The organism is Helicobacter pylori SA213A (assembly GCF_000476275.1).
Lineage (GTDB): Bacteria > Campylobacterota > Campylobacteria > Campylobacterales > Helicobacteraceae > Helicobacter > Helicobacter pylori_CL.
This window is the reverse complement of the sequence record NZ_CBOM010000001.1, coordinates 63,890-84,804: the sequence shown is the minus strand read 5'-3', so window position 1 is coordinate 84,804 and position 20,915 is coordinate 63,890. Positions and strand designations below refer to the sequence as shown.

Here is a 20,915-nt window from a genome sequence, read left to right as displayed (position 1 = left end):
TTTTCCTTTAATAAAATTTTTAAGATTATACAATAAAAGCGCGCTTAAAAGGGGTATGCTATGGCTTAAAAAAAGAACATGAAAGAACGTTTAATTTTTTAAAAACGATAACTCATAGAGCTCATCAAATAGCTTCTGTTTTGAATGGTTTGAGCGAAATCAGGGTTGTAACCGCTTGTAAAAAACCCTACCTTATAACCCTTATGCATCGTGATTTGATAGCCATTAAACATGAGCATTAAATAGATATGTTTTTTAAGGTTATATTTAAAAGTAACCCCTAAGCTTTGCGAATCAGCCCTTGGGGAATAGGTCAATTTCCCATACAATTGCACCAAAAAATTCTTAATACTCTTCCCTATAAAAGCGTTAATGGTCATGGAATTAGCGTTGTAAAAATTGGAATAAGCGTCTTCATAAGGGGTGTCATCTTTAGTGTCATAAAAAGGATCCACTGGTGAGCCGTTCCAGCCTAATTGAGTGCTCCCATTCCCAAAATTCTTATACACGCTCCAGCCAAAACGATAAGAGCGGAAATGCACTCTTTGAAACACAAACAAAGCCGCGCTTTTTTTACCCACTAAAGAGGCTCTGTAATAATCTTTAGACAAATAATCGCTATAAAGGGGGAACCATGCGTAAAAAGTCGTTTGGATGCGCCAAAGAGATTTCCAATAAGACTTTGTGTCATGGGTGATTTCAAATCCAGGAGCGTTAAAATTCTTAGGGTAAAACCAAATAAAAGGCGCGATCCTAATGTATTTATTTTCGTAAATGAGGTTGAAATTGTGCATGCCGTAGTTGATTTTTTGCTTGTAATTGACAGGAGCGTAAAAATCCCTAATGTATTGCTCATTAGCTAAAGCCCTTCCAAAGGTGCTAAACCACTCTATCTTAAACTTTTTCCACCGGTAAAAAATCTCAAACCCTTGATTAAACCCACTCAAAAACAAAGCCTTAGAAGGGTAACGCCCTAATTTAATCCCAAAAATGTCCTTATATTGATAATCTAAATACAAATTGTATAACACATAAGGCCTGGCGTTTTGAGCCTTTTGCTCTCTGGTCCAATTTTGGCTGTGCTGCATCAAATAGCCCTCCCATCGCCCCATGTAATACCAGTTTGCTGGTTGAAACCCTGCCTTAGGGTTGGCTTCATCAATCAAAAACTTCGTGGAATCATACGCTAACGCTCCTATTTCGCCCCCCACTCCAAAACCCAGTTTGTGGTTTTCAATCCTTTTAGGGAGCAAACTAGAATCAATTTGCAAAGCCCCAGTAGTGGTTACATAACTCCCTGTAGGGTAAATCCCTTTTTTTGAATTAATAACCGACTGATTGAAAGCGATGCGTGAAAACGATCCCACTCTAGCGCTGATTTGATACTCAAAAGCGTTGAGAAAAACCCCATGCAAAGCTAAAAACCCTAGCCAAACTTTTTGATTAAACACCCTTTACTAAACGCCTTTTTTATTGAAGTTTAATATTATGCCATAAAACGAACTCGCCCGCTCATGGTCGTTTTGAAAAAAAAAAAACGATAAAATGACAAAACCCTTTTTAGAGGCTTCAATTTAAAGATTTAAGGATTGTGTGTGCAAGATAGTGCGATTATCCCCATTGTGGTGGCTTTTGATAATAATTATTGCATCCCTGCTGGCGTGAGTTTGTATTCCATGCTAGCGAACGCTAAACGAGAGAGAGAGAGAGAGAGAGAGTAAAACTCTTTTATAAAATCCATTGTTTAGTGGAGAATTTGAGTGCTGAAAATATAGAAAAACTAGAAGAAACTCTCGCGCCTTTTAGCACTTTTTCTAGCATAGAGTTTTTGGATATTACGCTTTCTCATAAAGAATTAGAACCACGCCATAATTATTGCAAGCTTGATGCTTTAGTGGCTAGTGAAATTGAAAAATTGTATTTAAAACTCAATTCTTTTTCTCAAAAACGCTTTTCTAAAATGATCATGTGCCGTTTCTTACTCGCTTCCCTTTTCCCTCAATACGATAAGATGATCATGTTTGATGTGGACACTTTGTTTGTGAATGATGTGAGCGAGAGCTTTTTTATCCCCCTTGAAATGCATTATTTTGGGGCTGCGAGGGAAAAGGATTTGATCGCTATGAACAGGAATTCGGCTAAAGATTTATACGAATTACGCCAAATGCGAGCAGAAACTATTGGTGTTACTGACGCTTTCCCTAATTTAGAAGAAGCTCAAATCCTTTTTGACAACTACTTTAATGCAGGGTTTTTAGCCTTAAACTTAGCATTATGGCGTAAAGAAAACCTTGAAAACCAATTGATCGGGTTTTTCATTTTGAAAAATGAAAAACTTTTATTTAGCGATCAAGATGCTTTATGTTTTGTGTGCCGGGGTAGGATTTTAGAATTGCCTTATTCCTATAATGCCCATCCTAGTTTCCTTGATACGCCCTCATTCCCTAGCTTTAAAGAAGCGCGCATGCTGCATTTTTGGGGCGATAAACCCTGGAAACTCTTAAGCGTCTTTGGCGCGAAAAAATGGCATGAAGTTTTGATTGAAACGCCTTTTAAAGAGAATTATTTTAACGCATCTTTTTTGGATCACCTCTTTGATACCCTCCAATACAAAAATAAAGAAATCCAATGCAACAAAGTCCTATCTTTTTCAGACAAACGGTATTCTTTTGAATTTCTTTTGCCTAGGCTTTCTTCTAAACTCCTTATAGAATTTTTGCTTTTTAAAATCAAGCAAAAAGTGAAGCGGTTAATTAAAAAAATACTAAAAGCGTTTTCTATAACCTAAAAAGCTTCTTGAAGTTGGCTTTCTTGCCACCTTATGAAACAATTTTTAAAATCAATGCGAGCAAGCATGCGTTTGCGTGGGCTGGATGTCCTTATTATCGGCTAGTTTTTCCTTTTCCACTCTCTCTAAAAAAGCACTCAAATCTTGCGCCATTTTTTCAAAAATCTTAGCGCTCACGCTATCAGGGTGAGAAATCACAATCGGTTCACCCTTATCCCCCCCTAAACGCACTTTAGGCTCTAAAGGGAGCTTGGCTAAAATCTGCGTGTTATAAGCCTCTAATAATCCACTCATGGAATTTGAGCCAAAAATCTCACTCTCTTTCTTGCAATGCTCGCACACAAAACTCCCCATATTTTCTACAATGCCCGCAATAGGAATGTGTAGTTTCTTAAACATGTCCAAACTCCGTTTAGCGTCATCTAAACTCACTATTTGAGGCGTCGTAACGGTGATTCCTGCACTCAAAGGCACAGCTTGGGCTAGCGTGAGCTGCGCATCGCCTGTTCCTGGGGGCATATCCACCACTAGCACATCTAAATCCCCCCAAATAATATCGCTTAGCATCTGCTCAATCGCTCGCATAAGCATAGGCCCTCTCCAAATGAGACTCTGCCCTTCATCATACAAAAGCCCCATGCTCATCACAGAAACGCCAAAAGCCTTTAAAGGAATGAGTTTTTTACCGCTAGGATCCATGATCACATCAGCGTTTTGCAAGCCCATCATTCTAGGGATATTAGGGCCATACACATCAGCGTCTAATAACCCCACTTTTTGGTTTAAATTCGCTAAAGCGATGCTTAAATTCACGCTGGTGGTGCTTTTACCCACACCGCCCTTGCCTGAGCTTATCATGACCACATGCTTGATGTTTTTAGCCAAATTTTTAGTGGTAGGCTTTGGGGCTTGCGGTTTAGGCGGGGTTTTAATATCCAAATTCAAAGCTTTCACGCCCTTTTCTTGCATCGCTTTGGAGATATTTTCCCTTAAAATCGCGCTCGTCTCTTCAGAGCTTGAGGGGATTTCTATTAAAAGCCCTAATTGATCGTCATGCAAGGTGATGTTTTTAACAAAACCAAAGCTGACAATATCCTTTTCAAAATTAGGGTAAATGATCGTTTTTAACGCGTTTAAGACATCTTCTTGGGTGAGCATTTTAATCCTTAAAATGATAGTATTTGAATTTTCTTTATAGCATGTTTTGTTTAATTTTGCATTATAAATTAAATTTGCGTTTTTAAAGGATAGGGCATGGAATTTTATAAGCGTGTTTTGAAATTGCACCATTTTAGGAATTTGGGTAGAAAATCGCCTGCCAAATTGCTTTTAAATTCAAGTTTTGAAAACAAACATGGGGGGTTGGTGGTTTTAGTGGGGGAAAATAATGTCGGCAAAAGCAATGTTTTAGAAGCTTTGACAATCTTTAATGATGCGGATGTTAAACTTTGTAGTGAAGAAGATTATTTCAAAAACCATAAAAAAGACACCCTTTTAAGTTTAGAAGAAAAAACAATCCTTGATCATAAAATCACAGGTTTTTCTTGCGTGGATTTGAAGATTCAGACTGAAAAGATTGGCGAGGGATTAAAAGAATTATCAAAAATATTAATCAGCTATCCTTTTTGTGTTTTTGTGGGGGGTTTTATCAATCTCATCATGTCTTATGGTGTATTAGATTCGTTTTTAAAATCCTACAAAGAAAAATTAAAATTGAGCGCATTTTCAACTAGACAAGCCAATCATCTGCTTTTCAAAAAATTAATTAAACATTTAAGTGGTAATAATCAATTGGTTAAAAATTTTTGTCAGTGTATAAGAGAAATTATAGAATACAACGCTCCTAATAAAGAATACAAACCCAATCAATTTTTTATGATGGGGAAAGGCAAACAAAAACAATTAGCAGAAATTTATTCTCGTTTAAAAAGACTTAATGAAAGAAAAATTGAACCAAAAAATATGGGAGATATCTTAAAAAAGATAGAAGCTTTAGATGAAATTTTTAGAACTACCGACTTTGATGAAAAATTTGCACCAAAAATTAAAGTTTTACAAAATGAACAATCTCAAGAAAGATTGTCAAATTTTATTAAAGATATTATTAAAGAGATAGACGAAAAATACCCTATCAATGAAAATTTTAAGAAGCAATTTGATGAGTTTGAATCAAATGTTAAACACCTTAATGAAACAAAAAAGGATTTTTAAACGAAAAAAAGAATCATGGATAAAAGAAATTGAAAATTACTGTGAAAGTGAATACAACAGCGAAAAAGAGTCAAAGATTAATTATGATGTTTTGTTGGATAATATCCAACAAATATGCAAAAATTATATAGCAAGTCATGCTGTTAATGATGTATCTAAAGATATTAAATCCATGATGTGTCAGCTTTATTTGAAAAAGATAGATTTATTAGTCAATTCAGAAATCGAACAATACAGATACAGTGATTTTCTTGAATCAGCAAGAAAATTTCTGTGGGAAGACATAAAAACTTTAGATGAAAAGAGTGGCGTTCATTTGTTCCCTAAAAATATTGGTGAAATCAAAGATAAATTTGAAACAAACAAGGAAAAATTCAAACAAAGCAAAAACTATTTTGAGTTCGCAGAATATTGCCGAGAGTGTAACCCCTATACAGCGTTTCAAGGTTTAAGAAATAAAGTTCAATTCCCTTTAAGCGGTGGTTTATCTTATAAGTCTTACAAACTCGTGCCAACCATGAAAGAATACAAAGAGCCAAAAATCACAGATAACGACTTTAAGGCTGTATTATTTACTTGCATTGATTATTCTTCCCCTTCTGAATTTGACCAATGGGATTGGTTCTTTAGAAATTCATTGTTTAGGAAAATGGACTTTCACCCTAATGCAATTTGGAATTTTTTTGGGAGCATTTTAAAAGATGGTCAAGCGTTACAAATAATAATGTTTGATAAAAATAATGATTTAGTAATCTATGATTCTGAAAAATCGTTCAATATCCCTGAAAAATACTTGCAAGAAATAGACCAAGAATCACTAAAAGAGATCAGACAATCAAAACATCTTTTTCCAATTGAAGTAAAACGCAAATACAATAATAATGTATGTCAATTTGAATTTTTTAAAAAAGACACAAGCCATCTTTTATTTAAGGTAAATTTTACAGAAATATTAGAAAATCTTGCAGAAATCTTGGAATACAACATGCAATTAAAAATAGATTCTTTGATTACAAAAGAATTTAACAGGCTTTTAGCGATCGCTGAAGATAGTTCTCAAGATAGTTACCAATTGAAAATTCATGTCCGACACAATAATGAGCTTTCTGAAGAGAAGGAATACAAGGCATATGAAATAAAACTTGAAGTTTATGATTGCAGAAAATCCCACGATCAAAATGAGCCAATCATCTTAAGCCAGCAAAGCACCGGCTTCCAATGGGCGTTTAATTTCATGTTTGGTTTTCTCTACAATGTAGGATCAAATTTTAGTTTTAACCATAATATTATCTATGTCATGGACGAGCCAGCCACTCACTTGAGCGTGCCATCTAGAAAGGAGTTTAGGAAGTTTTTAAAAGAATACGCTCATAAAAACCATGTTACTTTTGTTTTAGCCACTCATGACCCCTTTTTAGTGGATACGGATCATTTAGATGAAATAAGGATTGCAGAAAAAGAAACATATGGCTCTGTAATCAAGAATCACTTTAACTATCCCCTAAATAATGCAAGCAAAGACTCCGACGCCCTAGATAAAATCAAACGCTCTTTAGGGGTGGGTCAGCATGTTTTCCACAACCCCCAAAAACACCGAATCATCTTTGTAGAAGGCATCACGGATTATTGTTATTTGAGCGCTTTTAAATTGTATTTGTGCTACAAAGAATACAAAGACAACCCCATTCCTTTCACTTTCTTACCCATTTCAGGGCTTAAAAACAATCCAAACGATATGAAAGAAACCATTAAAAAACTTTGCGAGTTAGACAATCACCCTATTGTTTTGACAGATGATGACAGAAAATGCGTTTTTAACCAAAAAGCAACGAGCGAACGATTTAAAAGGGCTAATGAAGAAATGCATGATCCCATCACAATCCTACAACTCTCAGACTGCGATGAAAATTTCAAACAAATTGAAGATTGTTTCAGCGCGAACGATAGAAAAAAATACGCTAAAAATAAGCGAATGGAATTGGCCATGGCGTTCAAAACAAGGCTTTTGTATGGCGAAAAAGACGATGCGGTGAGCGAAGAAACAAAAGAGAATTTTAAAAAATTGTTTGAGTGGATAAAAAAAGAGTGCAATAATCCAACGATTAAAAAAGAATATATCAAATTTGATTATAATACCCCACAAATATTATAAAGTGAAAGGATTTTGATGTTTAAAAAAATGTGTTTAAGCCTGCTGATGATAAGCGGTGTTTGTGTGGGGGCAAAGGATTTGAATTTCAAGCTGGATTATCGCGCGACTGGGGGGAAACTCATGGGGAAAATGACGGACTCTAGTCTTTTAAGCATCACTTCCATGAACGATGAACCGGTGGTGATTAAAAACCTTATTGTCAATAGGGGAAATTCATGCGAAGCGACTAAAAAAGTAGAACCCAAATTGGGCGATAAGTTTAAAAAAGAAAAACTCTTTGATCATGAATTAAAGTATTCGCAACAGATATTTTACCGCTTGGATTGCAAGCCTAACCAATTGTTAGAAATTAAAATCATCACGGACAAGGGCGAGTATTACCATAAATTTTCCAAATAAAAATTTGATTTTTGTTCTAATGGGGTGTTGGTGATAAAATTTAAAAATGCTAAAAGTATTTTTTAATATAAAAGTTTTCGTAGCAAACGATAGCTTCTTGTAATGCAGTATTATGGGGTTAGGGGGGATTTAGTTGGGGTGGTTAAAGGGATATTAAAGCGCAAAATATCCCCCTATCCCTTTAAAAGTTTGCCATAAAATAAAGCAACCAAAGCCCCCTTTTTTAAAAAAACAGACTAAAGAATATTAATTTCTATATTAGGTTCTCAATTGGTTGTTGGTTGAGTTTTTGGTTGAGACGCTACTAATCATTGGAAGAATTCTGTTCAAAAAAAATATAAAAAATAACAAAAGGATGAGTATAACCGACTATTATAATAGTCAGTTATTTATCTTATAAAATTAAAGAAAGTTATATAACCTAATTAGATAAGATAAATATTAAAGCGATAACTGGTCCAATTATATAAGGAAAATATTATTATAGTAACTAGAATAGAGCCGAGATATTCAACGAATTATATTCTACTAAAAAACCATCACTCTCAACTTCATCGTCATCAGTATCGCCTCTAAATGCCATTATGGTAGCTCTAATAGCTGTTAATACTAACCCAATAATAACAATAGGTATTAAAATAACTACTAGCTCCTAATCCTTATCTGTCTTTTACTTTAAAAATAATTTCTGCTATAAGAAATAAAATCCCTAAAGAAACCCCTTTTATGGAGTCCCTTTTTGAGCTTGCTCTAAAGCCATTTGCGCATGCTTGCAATCCTTTTTAAAAGACTTCGTAATAAAATTAACCTTAAGCGTCGAATCAAAGGCTTGATGGCATTTTTTAAGCTTGTGATCGCGCTCTTGCGGGTCTTGCAAATAATATTTCACTGAATGCACAAAACTGAAATGAAACCCCATAGGAGGGATACGGCTATCTGGAGTGCCTTCGCAAAAATCGCTACAATAACTGCTTTGCGACTTTAACCCCCCCAACACCATTAAAAATAAAAAAATTATCTTTTTCATCAATACTCCTTTATCCTTTTTATCCGCCAAAATACACCAACGCTGAACCCCAAGTCAATCCCCCACCAAAAGCGTCTAAAAGCATTAAATCGCCCTTTTTCAAACGCCCCTCTTCATAAGCTTCACCCATGGCCATAGGGATACTGGCTGCTGAAGTGTTGCCGTATTTATGCACGGTTAAAACCACTTGCTCATCTTTAAAATCCAAATGCTCTCGCACCGCTTGAATGATCCTAAAATTAGCTTGATGCGGGATAAACAGACGCACATCTTCAGGTTTGAGAGCGTTTTTTTCTAAGATCATTTCCACATCTTTTAAAAGCGTTTTCACCGCCAGTTTAAACACTTCATTGCCTTTCATGCACAAAAAAGGCTCTAAAGCTTCTTCTTTAGCGTTAAAGGGCGTGAGTTTTAGAGTCCTTGGCGTATAAAGATAATTAGAAAAATTCCCGTTCGCTGAAATCTGCACGTCTAAAATGCTTTCTTTTAAATGTTTGGTTCTGCCTATCACGCACGCCCCAGCCCCATCGCCAAATAAAATACAAGTCCCCCTATCTTTAAAATCCAACACGCTGCTCGTTTTTTCTGCCCCCACAATCAGCACATTTTCGCACATCCCGCTCTCAACATAAGCCTTAGCCACCGATAATAAATAAATAAAACCCGTGCAAGCGGCTGAAATATCAAACGCCGGCTTGTTTTCAATGCCTAATTTCGCGCTCAACACGCAAGCAGTTGAAGGCATGGCCAAAAAATCAGGGCTTAAAGTCGCTACAACCACCAAATCAATGTCTTTTGGGGTTAAATGCGCTCTCTCTATGGCTTGTTTAGCCGCTATTACCCCTAAATCGCTGCTTTTTTCTTCATCGTTAGCGAAACGGCGCTCTTTGATACCGGTTCTTTTTTCTATCCATTCATCGCTGGTATCCAAAAATTGCTGAAACTCTGCATTTTTCACACGCTCGCTTGGAACATGCATCGCAATGGATTTAAGAGAGGCGTAAAATTCCATTCAATCCCCTTAACATAGTCATCTTTAAGCGTCTTGCTGATCACTTTGATGTGCAGAAACGCTAGGCTTCAAGCTCTCAAACGCTTGAGTAATCCTCAAACAAACCTGACTTTCAACAGTGCTAATGGCCTGATAAATCGCGCATTCAACCGCTCTAGCGTTGCTCTTGCCATGGCTAATGATCACACTTTTATTCACGCCTAAAAGCGGTGCTCCCCCATATTCAGCGTAATCGGTTTTTTGTTTTAAAATACCAAACGCATTCTTAAGCATCAAAGCCCCCATTTTAGATTTAAAAGAGCTTTTAATTTCATCTTTAAAAATAGAGCCTATCGCGCTAGCGACCCCTTCTGTTGTCTTTAAGACCACATTCCCCATAAAGCCATCGCAAACCACCACATCCACAACCCCTTTGAAAATATCGCTCCCCTCCACATTGCCATAAAAGAAGTCATAAGCTTTCAACATTTTATGCGTTTCTTTAACGAGCATGTTCCCTTTAATATCTTCTTCGCCATTACTCAAAAGACCCACTTTAGGGCTGTCATAATGCAACACGCTTTTAGCGTATTCATACCCCATAAGAGCAAAATCAATCAAATATTCAGGCTTGCAATCCGTGTTCGCTCCTGCGTCTAACAGCACACTAGGGCGTTTGCCAACGCTAGGCATTAAAGTGCAAATAGCAGGCCTTTCAACCCCCTTGATGCGTCCTAAACGCAAGGTCGCTAAACCCATAGTCGCTCCGCTATGCCCCGCTGAAATCAAAGCGTCAGCCCCATTTTTCAAAATATCCATGCCCAAGTAAATGGAAGATTCCTTACGCTTAATCGCCTCAGTGGCGGCTTCTTCCATTTTAATATAATCTTGCGTGTGGATCATTTCCACTTTGCTGGCTAACTCTTTAGAAATAAAAGGGGTCGCTTTGTCTTTATCCCCCACTAAAACCGCACTAAAACTCTTATTCTCTAAAGCCCTTGAGACTCCCTCAATAATGGGTAAAACCCCATGGTCAGCCCCCATTAAGTCTATTACAATTTTCATCATGCGTCCTTAAAAGGCTTGTTGCAATCCGTTGCAATCCTTTAAAATACTTTCTATCACTAAAGATAGCTTTTATATTAGTATTCTTTAGTAAATTTGTTAATATGGTGGGGAAGCTTCCAAGTGCCATCTTTGGCTTTCACAGGTTTAGCCAACTTAACGCTATAATGCGTACGCCTTTTTGCCGCTCTTGTCTTACTCACTCTTCTATCAGGTACTGCCATAAATTCTCCTTCATTTCAATCTGCATAATGGTAGTCTAATTTAATAGACTCCACTTCAGAGCGTAAAATTTCGCTCAAATCAATAAAACCATTGAAAGATTCAATAACATCTAAATTATCAAAATCCAAACTTTGGCTTTGCGTATCCCACAACCCGTCTGAAATATGCAAAACCAACGACTCATCAAGGTTTTTTTTAAACTCTTTACCGCTTGTATCGCAAATAAGCATCAATTCACCCTTAAGGCGCGCTTCCAAACGAAACAATTTCGCCCCCACTCGTATAACTTCGCCCTCTAAAACCACTCCCTCATGCTCTAAAGAAAACGCTTTAGGCGCATTAAAAGCGATTTTACGCATTTCAAATTGCATGCTTACTTAAAAACGCCCTTAAACCTTAAAGATCTCTAGCGGCAAAAAAGAAAGCGATTTCATTGTGTGCGTTTTCCAAGCTATCGCTCCCATGCACCGCATTAGCGTCAATGCTTTCAGCAAAATCTGCTCTGATAGTGCCTTTTTGGGCGAGTTTGGGATCAGTCGCTCCCATAAGATCTCTGTTTTTAGCCACGGCATCCTTGCCCTCTAAAACCATAACCACCACCGGACCACTGACCATAAACTCTATTAGATCTTTAAAAAAGGGTCTCTCTCTGTGGATCGCATAAAAATTTTCAGCGTCTTTAACGCTCAAATGCAAGCGTTTCATAGCAATCACTTCCAAGCCGTTACTTTCAAAGCGATCAATGATTTTACCTACCACTTTTTTCTTAAGTGCATCCGGTTTAATAATAGACAGCGTTCTTTGTTTCAATTTAAACTCCTTGTGAATTGTTGATTATACAAAAATTTTTTAAAATATTACCCTTAAAGTATTTTTTTAACGCTTAAAGAACGCTTTAATCTCTTCAGCTTTGTTGGTTTTTTCCCAAGTGAATTCCTCTAATTCGCGCCCAAAATGCCCATAAGCTGAAGTGAGCGAATAAATGGGTCTTAATAAATCCAAGCTTTCAATAATGCCTTTTGGCGTGAGTTTGAAAACCGATTTCACGCATTTTTCCAACTCCGCGCTTGAATACTTGCTCGTGTTATGCGTGTTCACATAGATAGACACTGGCTCTATCACCCCAATCGCATAAGCAAGCTGCACGGTCGCTTTATCGCAAACCCCACTCGCTACCAAATTTTTAGCCACATAGCGGGCCGCATAAGCCGCGCTCCTATCCACTTTGCTAGGGTCTTTCCCGCTAAACGCTCCCCCACCATGCGGGCAACTCCCCCCATAAGTATCCACGATGATTTTTCTGCCCGTCAAACCCGCATCGCCTTGCGGCCCACCGATAACGAATTTTCCTGTAGGATTGACAAAAAACTTGATATTGTCATGCAAATATTCTTTGGGTAAAACCTTATACACGATCTCTTCAATCACGGCTTCTTTTAAATGCTTTTGTGAAACTTCTGGAGAATGTTGGGTGGAAATGACAATCGTATCAATGCTTACAGGCTTGTTGTTTTCATAACGCACGCTCACTTGAGACTTGCCATCAGGCCTTAAAAAAGGCAAAGTGTTGTCTTTTCTTTTTTGAGCCAGAGCGAAAGTGAGCTGGTGCGCTAAATGAATGGGTAAGGGCATGAGCGTTTCAGTCTCTTTGCATGCATAACCAAACATAAGCCCTTGATCCCCTGCCCCAATCTCGCCATCTTCTCTATCTACGCCTTGATTAATATCAGGGCTTTGCTCGCCAACGCCATTTAAAACCGCCGCGCTTCTGTAATCAAAGCCATAAAGAGCGTCTGTATAGCCAATCTTTTTAACCACTTCTCTTGCAATCTCTTGCATAGGGGCATAAACAGAAGTTTTTAACTCGCCAGTGATCATGCAAAACCCGTTAGAAACTAAAGTCTCGCATGCGACTTTGGCTTTTTGATCCCGATCAATAATGTAATCTAAAACCGCATCGCTGATTTGATCAGCCATTTTGTCAGGATGCCCCTCGGTTACTGATTCGGAAGTGAAAAGAAAACTATCTTTCATTGATTGTCCTTATTAAAATAATCATTCGTATTCAAAATGGGCTTATTATAGCTTATTTCATTCTTTAAGACTTAAAAAACCCTTTAGCTTTTTGCAACAAACTCGTTTTTTGCTGTTTCCTGAAATTCGTTCGTAAATGAGCCAAGAAATGGTGCCATTCATGGATTTCCATAGCAGGGATCGCTCCGGCAAAATTAGTGTTAGGGGGCAAGTCTTTACCCACCGCGCTTTTACCCCCAATTTGAGTGAATTCGCCCACATGCAAATGCCCTCCAATGCCCACTTGACCGCCAAAAACCACATTACGGCCTGTGGTTGTAGAGCCGCTCAAGCCCACTTGAGAAACGACGATGCTGTGCTCGCCTAAAACGCAATTATGCCCGATTTGAACCAGGTTATCAATCTTAACGCCCTCTTTAATCAAAGTCTCGCCAAACACCGCCCTATCAATCGCTGTGTTAGCGCCAATTTCTACATTTTTTTGAATCCTAACAATCCCCACATGCTCAATTTTGACATGCTCTCCTAAAGCGGTGTGCGCATAACCAAAGCCATCGCCTCCGATCACACTGCCTGCATGGATGATGACATTGTCCTCTAAAATCGTGTTTTGATACAAGATCACACGAGGATACAAAACGCAATTTTTACCAATTTTGACCCCATCAGCGATCACCACGCCCGGATAAATCAAAGAGTTTTCGCCAATTTCTACGCCCTCTCCAATCATCACATTAGGCATGATCGTTACTTTTTCAAAATGTTTAGGTTCATTCACGCTTTGTGGGTTTTTAAAAAAAGGGATTTTAAAGGCATGCGAAGCTTTGGCAAAGGCTAAATGCGGGTTATCCACGATTAAAGCTTGCATGCGTTTTGGCACTTTAGAAGATTCTTTTTTACGGATAAACACCGCCCCGGCTTTGGAATCTTTTAAAAGTTTAAGGTAACGCGCTTGGTCAATATAGCTAATATCATTAGGCGTGGCCTTATCCAATTCCGCTAAGGCATGCACTTCAAAATCGTTTGAAAATTCCGTTTCAATAGAATAGGCACTCAACAATTCGCTTAATTTCATCAATACCCCTTATTGTTCTGCAAATCCCACAATAGCGTAGCTTTATTATCTTTTTCTTCCACAGCCCCCATGCCCATAACATGATAGCCAGCATCCACAAAATGCACTTCCCCACTCACGCCACTAGACAAGCTAGAGAGCAAATACATCCCGGCATTGCCCACTTCTTCTAAACTCACATTTTTCCTTAAAGGAGCGTTGATTTCATTCCATTTTAAAATCATCCTAAAATCAGCGATCCCGCTAGAAGCGAGCGTCCTGATAGGCCCAGCCGATAGGGCATTCACCCTTATATGATGCTTGCCTAAATCCACCGCTAAATAACGCACCGCGCTCTCTAGGGCCGCTTTAGCCAACCCCATCACATTGTAATGCGCCATGTATTTGGTGCTGCCCAAATAGCTTAAAGTCAAAACAGACGCCCCGTTATTCAATAAAGGTTTTAGAGTGTTTGTCAGCTCTATTAAAGAATAAACAGAAATTTCCATAGCGGTGTTAAACGCGCTTTTAGAAGTTTCTAACAAGCTCCCTTCCAAAGCCTCTTTAGGGGCAAAGGCCACGCTATGAACGATAAAATCCAATGAGCCTAAATCCTTTTTAACGCTATTGTATAGCGGCTTGAAATGCTCTTCTTTGCTCACATCTAATTCATACACATAGGGGCTATTCAATTCCTGCGCGATAGGCCTCACGCGCTTTTCTAAGCTCTCATTCAAATAAGTGAAAGCCAGAGTAGCCCCTTGATTGAAGCAAGATTGAGCGATCCCATAAGCGATGGATTTATTGTTTGCCACCCCTACAATAAGCCCTTTTTTATCTTTTAAAAATCCCATGATTTTCCTTTATAAAAATGAAATGATTGTTTTAAAATTTTCTAATTCCCAAGACGCGCTCCCGATCAACAAGCCATCCACGCTATCAATCCCTAAAATTTCTTTAGCGTTTTGCGCATTCACGCTCCCCCCATACAACAAGGGCGTTTTTTGATTTAAGATTTGCTTTAAAAAACCATGCGTGAGGTAAATATCTTCTAAAGAAGCGCTTTTTTTGGTGCCAATCGCCCAAATAGGCTCATACGCCACAATTAAATTGGAATAATTAAGATCAATATTTTCTAATTGCTCGCTTAAAAATTCCTTTACAGCCACTAAACCCTTTTCTCTGGTTGTTAATTCTTCGCCAATACAATAGACAATTTTAAAATTTTTATTTTTAAAAAAATCAAACTTTTCTTTCAAAAAACTAGGGCTTTCCTGTAAAAGCGTCCGCCTCTCGCTATGCCCTATTAAAAGGGTGTGGATTTTGAGTTCTTCTAAATGCTTTGAAGTGATTTCACCGGTAAAAGCCCCCAAATCCTTAGGGTAAGCGTTTTGCACTCCTAAAGTGAAATGCAAAAACGAATTAGGCAATAACCCCAAAAAATCAGGGAATACAAACACCCTATCAAAATGCTGCGGTTTTAAAGTCTTTTCTAATTCTTTTAAATACGCATGGCTTTTAAAAATAGGCATAGCGGATTTAAAATTGGCCATGGCAATTTTTGTCATTGAATGATCCTTATTTTATAGGTGGTAACTATCCCTTATTATATCTAATAGCGTTTAAAAAATGTAAATTTTAAACAATAGCCCCCTTGAATTGAATTTTTTCCCAATTTAGGTTTTGTTTATAAGAAAAATTATTTCAAATGTAGTAAAATTAAGGCAGTGTTTTTGCGTCAAGCGATTTTAGGTTAATTTTGAGTTTTTAGGAGCAGTTTTTATGCAACAAGAAGAGATTATAGAGGGTTATTATGGCGCTAGCAAAGGGCTTAAAAAGAGCGGTATTTATGCCAAGCTGGATTTTTTACAGAGCGCTACGGGTTTGATTTTAGCGCTCTTTATGATAGCACACATGTTTTTGGTCTCAAGCATCTTGATTAGCGATGAAGCCATGTATAAAGTGGCGAAATTTTTTGAAGGGAGCTTGTTTTTAAAAGCGGGCGAGCCGGCTATTGTGAGCGTGGTTGCAGCAGGAGTTATTCTTATTTTAGTCGCGCATGCTTTTTTGGCGTTGAGAAAGTTCCCTATCAATTATCGGCAATACAAGGTTTTTAAAACCCACAAGCATTTGATGAAACATGGCGATACGAGTTTGTGGTTTATCCAGGCTTTAACCGGGTTTGCGATGTTTTTCTTAGCGAGTATCCACTTGTTTGTCATGCTCACAGAGCCTGAAAGTATTGGGCCTCATGGCTCAAGCTATCGTTTTGTCACGCAAAACTTTTGGCTTTTGTATATTTTCTTATTGTTTGCCGTAGAATTGCATGGCTCTATCGGGTTGTATCGCTTAGCGATTAAATGGGGGTGGTTTAAGAATGCGAGCATTCAAGGCTTGAGAAAAGTCAAATGGGCGATGAGCGTGTTTTTTATTGTTTTAGGGCTTTGCACCTATGGGGCTTACATTAAAAAAGGTTTAGAAAATAAGGACAATGGCATTAAAACCATGCAAGAAGCCATAGAAGCTGATGGGAAATTCCACAAAGAATAAGGGTAGAAAATGAAAATAACATATTGTGATGCGCTAATTATTGGAGGCGGATTGGCCGGGTTAAGGGCTAGTATCGCATGCAAACAAAAGGGTTTAAACACCATCGTTTTAAGCCTAGTACCTGTCAGGCGTTCGCATTCTGCGGCCGCTCAAGGGGGCATGCAAGCGAGTCTTGCGAACGCTAAAAAAAGCGAGGGTGATAATGAAGATTTACACTTTTTAGACACGGTTAAGGGGAGCGATTGGGGGTGCGATCAGCAAGTGGCTAGAATGTTTGTAACCACTGCCCCTAAAGCCATTAGGGAATTGGCCAGTTGGGGGGTGCCTTGGACTAGGATTAAAAAGGGCGATAGGCCTGCGGTCGTCAATGGTGAGCATGTTATCATTACCGAAAGAGACGACAGGCATGGTTATATCTTAAGCCGTGATTTTGGCGGCACTAAAAAATGGCGCACATGTTTTACGGCTGATGCTACAGGGCATACCATGCTTTATGCGGTCGCTAATGAAGCCTTACACCACAAAGTGGATATTCAAGACAGAAAGGACATGCTCGCTTTCATTCATCATGATAATAAATGTTATGGGGCGGTGGTAAGGGATTTGATCACAGGCGAAATTTCAGCGTATGTTTCTAAAGGCACGCTTTTAGCTACCGGAGGTTATGGGCGCGTGTATAAACACACCACTAACGCCGTGATTTGCGATGGAGCCGGGGCGGCGAGCGCTTTAGAAACCGGCGTGGCTAAATTAGGCAACATGGAAGCGGTGCAATTCCACCCTACCGCTTTAGTGCCAAGCGGGATTTTAATGACCGAAGGTTGTAGGGGCGATGGCGGCGTTTTAAGAGACAAGTTTGGCAGACGCTTCATGCCCGCTTATGAGCCGGAGAAAAAAGAGCTTGCGAGCAGAGATGTGGTTTCAAGGCGGATTTTAGAGCATATCCAAAAAGGCTATGGAGCCAAATCGCCCTACGGGGATCATGTGTGGTTGGATATTGCTATTTTAGGGCGTAACCATGTGGAAAAAAACTTAAGGGATGTGCGCGATATTGCCATGACTTTTGCGGGTATTGATCCGGCTGATAGCGAAGAGCAAACCAAAGACAACATGCAAGGAGCGCCCACTAATGAGCCTGAATACGGGCAAGCGGTGGCTAAGCAAAAAGGCTGGATTCCCATAAAACCCATGCAACACTATTCTATGGGTGGGGTTAGGACAAACCCTAAAGGCGAAACCCATTTGAAAGGCTTGTTCTGTGCGGGCGAAGCGGCATGCTGGGATTTGCATGGGTTTAACCGCTTGGGGGGAAATTCTGTGAGCGAGGCCGTGGTGGCTGGCATGATTATAGGGGATTATTTCGCCTCGCATTGTTTGGAAGCGCAAATTGAAATCAACACGCAAAAAGTTGAAGCTTTCATTAAAGAAAGCCAAGATTACATGCACTTTTTATTGCACAATGAAGGCAAGGAAGATGTGTATGAAATCAGAGAGCGCATGAAAGAAGTCATGGATGAAAAAGTGGGCGTTTTTAGAGAAGGTAAAAGGTTAGAAGAAGCCCTTAAAGAATTGCAAGAGCTTTATGCGCGTTCCAAAAACATTTGCGTGAAAAACAAGGTTTTGCACAATAACCCTGAATTAGAGGACGCTTACCGCACCAAAAAAATGCTCAAACTCGCGCTTTGCATCACTCAAGGGGCGTTACTGCGCACTGAAAGCAGAGGGGCTCACACAAGGATTGATTACCCTAAAAGAGACGATGAAAAATGGCTTAACCGGACTTTAGCGAGCTGGCCTAGCGCTGAGCAAGACATGCCCACGATTGAATACGAAGAATTAGATGTGATGAAAATGGAAATCAGCCCTGATTTTAGGGGCTATGGCAAAAAGGGTAATTTCATTCCCCACCCCAAAAAAGAAGAGCGCGACGCTGAAATTTTAAAAACGATTTTAGAATTAGAAAAGCTTGGAAAAGACAGAGTGGAAGTCCAGCATGCACTCATGCCTTTTGAATTGCAAGAAAAATACAAAGCTAGGAATATGCGTTTAGAAGATGAAGAAGTTAGGGCTAGGGGGGAACATTTGTATTCTTTCAATGTCCATGATTTATTAGACAAACACAACGCCAATCTAAAAGGAGAACACCATGAGTGATAATGAACGAACGATTATCGTTAGAGTGCTAAAGTTTGACCCTCAAAGCGCGGTGAGTAAGCCGCATTTTAAAGAGTATCAATTGAAAGAAACGCCGTCCATGACGCTCTTTATCGCTTTAAACCTCATCAGAGAGCATCAGGATCCGGATTTGAGCTTTGACTTTGTGTGCCGCGCTGGGATTTGCGGATCTTGCGCGATGATGGTTAATGGGAGGCCGAGGCTGGCTTGCAAAACCCTAACTTCTAGTTTTGAAAGCGGAGTAATAACGCTCATGCCCATGCCCAGTTTTACACTCATTAAAGATTTGAGCGTGAATACCGGCGATTGGTTTTTGGACATGACTAAAAGAGTGGAGAGTTGGGCGCATTCTAAAGAAGAAGTGGATATTACCAAACCGGAAAAAAGGATTGAGCCTGATGAAGCTCAAGAGGTTTTTGAATTAGACAGGTGCATTGAATGCGGGTGCTGTATTGCATCTTGCGGGACCAAACTCATGCGCCCCAATTTCATTGGAGCTGCTGGCATGAACAGAGCCATGCGTTTTATGATTGACAGCCACGATGAAAGAAGCGATGATGATTTCTATGAATTAGTCGGCGATGATGATGGCGTTTTTGGGTGCATGAGCCTAATCGCTTGCCATGACACTTGCCCTAAAGAATTACCCTTGCAAAGCAGTATTGCTACTTTGCGCAACCGAATGTTGAAAGTGGGTAAAAGCCGCTAATTTCTTTTAGTGGGTCGTTTTTGAAAATCTTTTTAGTTCTTTTAAGCGTCTTTTTTTTTAGTGGGTGTTTTGGGTTAGTTTATAAAACTCCCATTTCAAACCCCCCTATCTCTTATGACCCTTATACCACCACCATTGGGAGTTTGTATGCCAAAAATCTAAAAGAAAACCCTAACTATAGTGCGGCCATTCTTTTAGAAGATGGCTTTGACGCTTTATTGCATAGAGTGGGCCTTATTAGAATGAGTCAAAAAAGCATTGACATGCAAACTTATATCTATAAGAACGATCTTTCTTCTCAAGTGATCGCTAAAGAGCTTTTAAATGCGGCTAATCGTGGGGTAAAAGTGCGTATCCTTTTAGATGACAACGGGCTAGATTCAGATTTTTCAGATATTATGCTTTTAAATTTCCACAAAAACATTGAAGTGAAAATTTTTAACCCCTACTATATCCGCAATAAAGGCTTGCGCTATTTTGAAATGCTCGCAGACTATGAACGCATTAAAAAACGCATGCACAACAAGCTTTTTATCGTGGATAATTTCGCTGTCATCATAGGGGGCCGTAATATTGGGGACAATTATTTTGACAACGATTTAGAAACGAATTTTTTAGATTTAGACGCTTTGTTTTTTGGGGGGGTTGCTTCAAAGGCTAAAGAAAGTTTTGAAAATTATTGGAAATTCCACCGCTCCATTCCTGTTTCATTGTTAAGAACCCATAAAAGACTCAAAAACAACGCCAAAGAAATCGCTAAACTCCATGAAAAAATCCCTATCAGCGCTGAAGATATTAATGAGTTTGAAAAAAAAGTCAATGATTTTATAGAACGCTTTCAAAAATACCAATACCCTATTTATTATGGGAATGCAGATTTTTTGGCCGATTCGCCTGAAAAAATTGACACGCCCTTGTATTCGCCCATCAAAACCGCTTTTGAAAAAGCCCTTAAAAACGCCAAAGACTCCGTTTTTATCGCTTCGTCGTATTTTATTCCAGGCAAAAAGATGATGAAAATCTTTAAAAATCAGATTGCTAAGGGGATTGAATTGAATATTCTTACCAATTCTCTTTCATCAACGGACGCTATCGTGGTCTATGGGGCGTGGGAAAGGTATCGTAATAAATTAGTGAGAATGGGAGCGAATGTCTATGAAATACGAAACGATTTTTTCAACCGCCAGATTAAAGGGCGCTTTAGCACCAAACATTCCTTACACGGCAAGACGATCGTTTTTGATGACGCTTTGACGCTTCTAGGGAGTTTTAACATTGATCCGCGCTCTGCCTATATCAACACTGAAAGCGCGGTCTTGTTTGACAACCCATCTTTTGCTAAAAGGGTGCGTTTGTCGCTCAAAGATCATGCCCAACAATCATGGCATTTGGTTTTGTATCGGCATAGAGTGATTTGGGAAGCGGTAGAAGAAGGTATTTTAATCCACGAAAAAAATTCGCCTGACACTTCCTTTTTTTTACGCTTGATTAAAGAATGGTCTAAAGTCCTTCCTGAAAGAGAACTTTAAACCCTT

At 38.9% G+C, this 20,915-nt stretch carries 19 protein-coding genes and 1 pseudogene; 8 read left to right on the top strand and 12 right to left on the bottom strand.

The genetic code is table 11. The features are described from left to right. Positions 1 to 98 precede the first annotated feature (98 nt). Positions 99 to 1,451 (bottom strand): outer membrane beta-barrel protein HofA, encoded by a 1,353-nt coding sequence (hofA, locus tag QT74_RS00440; protein ID WP_033763761.1) that lies wholly within the window; start codon positions 1,449 to 1,451, stop codon positions 99 to 101. Between the two features lie 144 nt (positions 1,452 to 1,595). Here hofA and QT74_RS08625 point away from each other — a divergent pair, with 144 nt between their 5' ends. Together QT74_RS08625 and QT74_RS00430 are read left to right on the top strand one after the other, a co-directional pair. Further along, positions 1,596 to 1,721, top strand: a complete 126-nt coding sequence (locus tag QT74_RS08625; RefSeq protein WP_033763760.1) for a glycosyltransferase family 8 protein — start codon at positions 1,596 to 1,598, stop codon at positions 1,719 to 1,721. Positions 1,722 to 1,747: 26 nt separating this feature from the next. Next, a complete protein-coding gene (locus QT74_RS00430; protein WP_033763759.1) occupies positions 1,748 to 2,788 on the top strand; it encodes a glycosyltransferase family 8 protein in 1,041 nt (346 codons plus the stop codon). Between the two features lie 51 nt (positions 2,789 to 2,839). Here the strand turns inward: QT74_RS00430 and QT74_RS00425 are convergent, their stop codons facing one another. Continuing rightward, a complete protein-coding gene (locus QT74_RS00425; RefSeq protein WP_080247116.1) occupies positions 2,840 to 4,078 on the bottom strand; it encodes an Mrp/NBP35 family ATP-binding protein in 1,239 nt (412 codons plus the stop codon). Between QT74_RS00425 and QT74_RS00420 the strand changes: the two are divergent. Then, positions 4,043 to 7,151: pseudogene (locus tag QT74_RS00420) on the top strand (ATP-binding protein). The gene QT74_RS00425 and the pseudogene QT74_RS00420 overlap by 36 nt on opposite strands. 15 nt (positions 7,152 to 7,166) lie before the next feature. Continuing rightward, on the top strand, positions 7,167 to 7,550 hold the full coding sequence (locus QT74_RS00415) for a hypothetical protein (protein WP_033763757.1): 384 nt from the start codon (positions 7,167 to 7,169) through the stop codon (positions 7,548 to 7,550). A gap of 724 nt (positions 7,551 to 8,274) precedes the next feature. Here the strand turns inward: QT74_RS00415 and QT74_RS00410 are convergent. The 10 genes from QT74_RS00410 to QT74_RS00365 all read right to left on the bottom strand — a co-directional run bounded on the left by QT74_RS00410 (position 8,275) and on the right by QT74_RS00365 (position 15,514). Continuing rightward, the gene (locus tag QT74_RS00410) at positions 8,275 to 8,577 is read right to left on the bottom strand and encodes a hypothetical protein (protein WP_001912884.1); all 303 of its coding nucleotides are present in this window, start codon (positions 8,575 to 8,577) and stop codon (positions 8,275 to 8,277) included. Positions 8,578 to 8,596: 19 nt separating this feature from the next. Further along, entirely contained in the window at positions 8,597 to 9,589 is a 993-nt protein-coding gene (gene fabH / locus QT74_RS00405) for a ketoacyl-ACP synthase III (RefSeq protein WP_033763756.1), read from the bottom strand. 24 nt (positions 9,590 to 9,613) lie between these two features. Then, positions 9,614 to 10,633, bottom strand: coding sequence for a phosphate acyltransferase PlsX (gene plsX, locus QT74_RS00400; protein WP_033763755.1), 1,020 nt, complete (start codon positions 10,631 to 10,633; stop codon positions 9,614 to 9,616). A 77-nt stretch (positions 10,634 to 10,710) separates the two neighbouring features. Then, a complete protein-coding gene (rpmF, locus tag QT74_RS00395; protein WP_000290431.1) occupies positions 10,711 to 10,857 on the bottom strand; it encodes a 50S ribosomal protein L32 in 147 nt (48 codons plus the stop codon). A 15-nt stretch (positions 10,858 to 10,872) separates the two neighbouring features. After that, positions 10,873 to 11,229 (bottom strand): DUF177 domain-containing protein, encoded by a 357-nt coding sequence (locus QT74_RS00390; RefSeq protein WP_001159170.1) that lies wholly within the window; start codon positions 11,227 to 11,229, stop codon positions 10,873 to 10,875. A 25-nt stretch (positions 11,230 to 11,254) separates the two neighbouring features. Continuing rightward, the gene (gene ndk / locus QT74_RS00385; RefSeq protein WP_000813730.1) at positions 11,255 to 11,668 is read right to left on the bottom strand and encodes a nucleoside-diphosphate kinase; all 414 of its coding nucleotides are present in this window, start codon (positions 11,666 to 11,668) and stop codon (positions 11,255 to 11,257) included. Between the two features lie 66 nt (positions 11,669 to 11,734). Then, entirely contained in the window at positions 11,735 to 12,892 is a 1,158-nt protein-coding gene (gene metK, locus QT74_RS00380; protein ID WP_033763754.1) for a methionine adenosyltransferase, read from the bottom strand. A gap of 64 nt (positions 12,893 to 12,956) precedes the next feature. Continuing rightward, positions 12,957 to 13,967 carry a UDP-3-O-(3-hydroxymyristoyl)glucosamine N-acyltransferase gene (lpxD, locus tag QT74_RS00375; RefSeq protein WP_033763753.1) on the bottom strand — a complete coding sequence of 337 codons (1,011 nt, stop codon included), beginning with the start codon at positions 13,965 to 13,967 and terminating at the stop codon, positions 12,957 to 12,959. Beyond that, the gene (gene fabI, locus QT74_RS00370; RefSeq protein WP_033763752.1) at positions 13,967 to 14,800 is read right to left on the bottom strand and encodes an enoyl-ACP reductase FabI; all 834 of its coding nucleotides are present in this window, start codon (positions 14,798 to 14,800) and stop codon (positions 13,967 to 13,969) included. The genes lpxD and fabI overlap by 1 nt, the downstream gene beginning before the upstream one ends. Before the next feature lie 9 nt (positions 14,801 to 14,809). After that, the gene (locus QT74_RS00365) at positions 14,810 to 15,514 is read right to left on the bottom strand and encodes a triose-phosphate isomerase (protein WP_033763751.1); all 705 of its coding nucleotides are present in this window, start codon (positions 15,512 to 15,514) and stop codon (positions 14,810 to 14,812) included. 214 nt (positions 15,515 to 15,728) lie between these two features. Between QT74_RS00365 and QT74_RS00360 the strand changes: the two genes are divergently transcribed. Genes QT74_RS00360 through clsC form a run of 4 tightly spaced genes read left to right on the top strand, consistent with a single transcriptional unit; the run spans position 15,729 to position 20,909 of the window. After that, entirely contained in the window at positions 15,729 to 16,496 is a 768-nt protein-coding gene (locus tag QT74_RS00360; RefSeq protein ID WP_001183639.1) for a fumarate reductase cytochrome b subunit, read from the top strand. 9 nt (positions 16,497 to 16,505) lie between these two features. After that, positions 16,506 to 18,650: a fumarate reductase flavoprotein subunit gene (locus QT74_RS00355; protein ID WP_033763750.1), complete on the top strand. Its 2,145-nt coding sequence runs from the start codon at positions 16,506 to 16,508 to the stop codon at positions 18,648 to 18,650. Next, complete coding sequence (locus QT74_RS00350; RefSeq protein ID WP_001282382.1) at positions 18,643 to 19,380, top strand: fumarate reductase iron-sulfur subunit; 738 nt, start codon at positions 18,643 to 18,645, stop codon at positions 19,378 to 19,380. The genes QT74_RS00355 and QT74_RS00350 overlap by 8 nt, the downstream gene beginning before the upstream one ends. A 20-nt stretch (positions 19,381 to 19,400) precedes the next feature. Continuing rightward, on the top strand, positions 19,401 to 20,909 hold the full coding sequence (gene clsC / locus QT74_RS00345) for a cardiolipin synthase ClsC (protein ID WP_033753705.1): 1,509 nt from the start codon (positions 19,401 to 19,403) through the stop codon (positions 20,907 to 20,909). Positions 20,910 to 20,915 lie beyond the last annotated feature (6 nt).

What these genes read in the sequence shown, in the direction of transcription:
- QT74_RS00425 (WP_080247116.1), bottom strand. Translation starts at nt 4,078, where the DNA reads ATGGTGCAATTTCAAAACACGCTTATAAAATTCCATGCCCTATCCTTT.
- QT74_RS00415 (WP_033763757.1), top strand. Translation starts at nt 7,167, where the DNA reads ATGTTTAAAAAAATGTGTTTAAGCCTGCTGATGATAAGCGGTGTTTGT.
- QT74_RS00410 (WP_001912884.1), bottom strand. Translation starts at nt 8,577, where the DNA reads ATGAAAAAGATAATTTTTTTATTTTTAATGGTGTTGGGGGGGTTAAAG.
- fabH (WP_033763756.1), bottom strand. Translation starts at nt 9,589, where the DNA reads ATGGAATTTTACGCCTCTCTTAAATCCATTGCGATGCATGTTCCAAGC.
- plsX (WP_033763755.1), bottom strand. Translation starts at nt 10,633, where the DNA reads ATGAAAATTGTAATAGACTTAATGGGGGCTGACCATGGGGTTTTACCC.
- rpmF (WP_000290431.1), bottom strand. Translation starts at nt 10,857, where the DNA reads ATGGCAGTACCTGATAGAAGAGTGAGTAAGACAAGAGCGGCAAAAAGG.
- QT74_RS00390 (WP_001159170.1), bottom strand. Translation starts at nt 11,229, where the DNA reads ATGCAATTTGAAATGCGTAAAATCGCTTTTAATGCGCCTAAAGCGTTT.
- metK (WP_033763754.1), bottom strand. Translation starts at nt 12,892, where the DNA reads ATGAAAGATAGTTTTCTTTTCACTTCCGAATCAGTAACCGAGGGGCAT.
- lpxD (WP_033763753.1), bottom strand. Translation starts at nt 13,967, where the DNA reads ATGAAATTAAGCGAATTGTTGAGTGCCTATTCTATTGAAACGGAATTT.
- fabI (WP_033763752.1), bottom strand. Translation starts at nt 14,800, where the DNA reads ATGGGATTTTTAAAAGATAAAAAAGGGCTTATTGTAGGGGTGGCAAAC.
- QT74_RS00365 (WP_033763751.1), bottom strand. Translation starts at nt 15,514, where the DNA reads ATGACAAAAATTGCCATGGCCAATTTTAAATCCGCTATGCCTATTTTT.
- QT74_RS00360 (WP_001183639.1), top strand. Translation starts at nt 15,729, where the DNA reads ATGCAACAAGAAGAGATTATAGAGGGTTATTATGGCGCTAGCAAAGGG.
- QT74_RS00355 (WP_033763750.1), top strand. Translation starts at nt 16,506, where the DNA reads ATGAAAATAACATATTGTGATGCGCTAATTATTGGAGGCGGATTGGCC.
- QT74_RS00350 (WP_001282382.1), top strand. Translation starts at nt 18,643, where the DNA reads ATGAGTGATAATGAACGAACGATTATCGTTAGAGTGCTAAAGTTTGAC.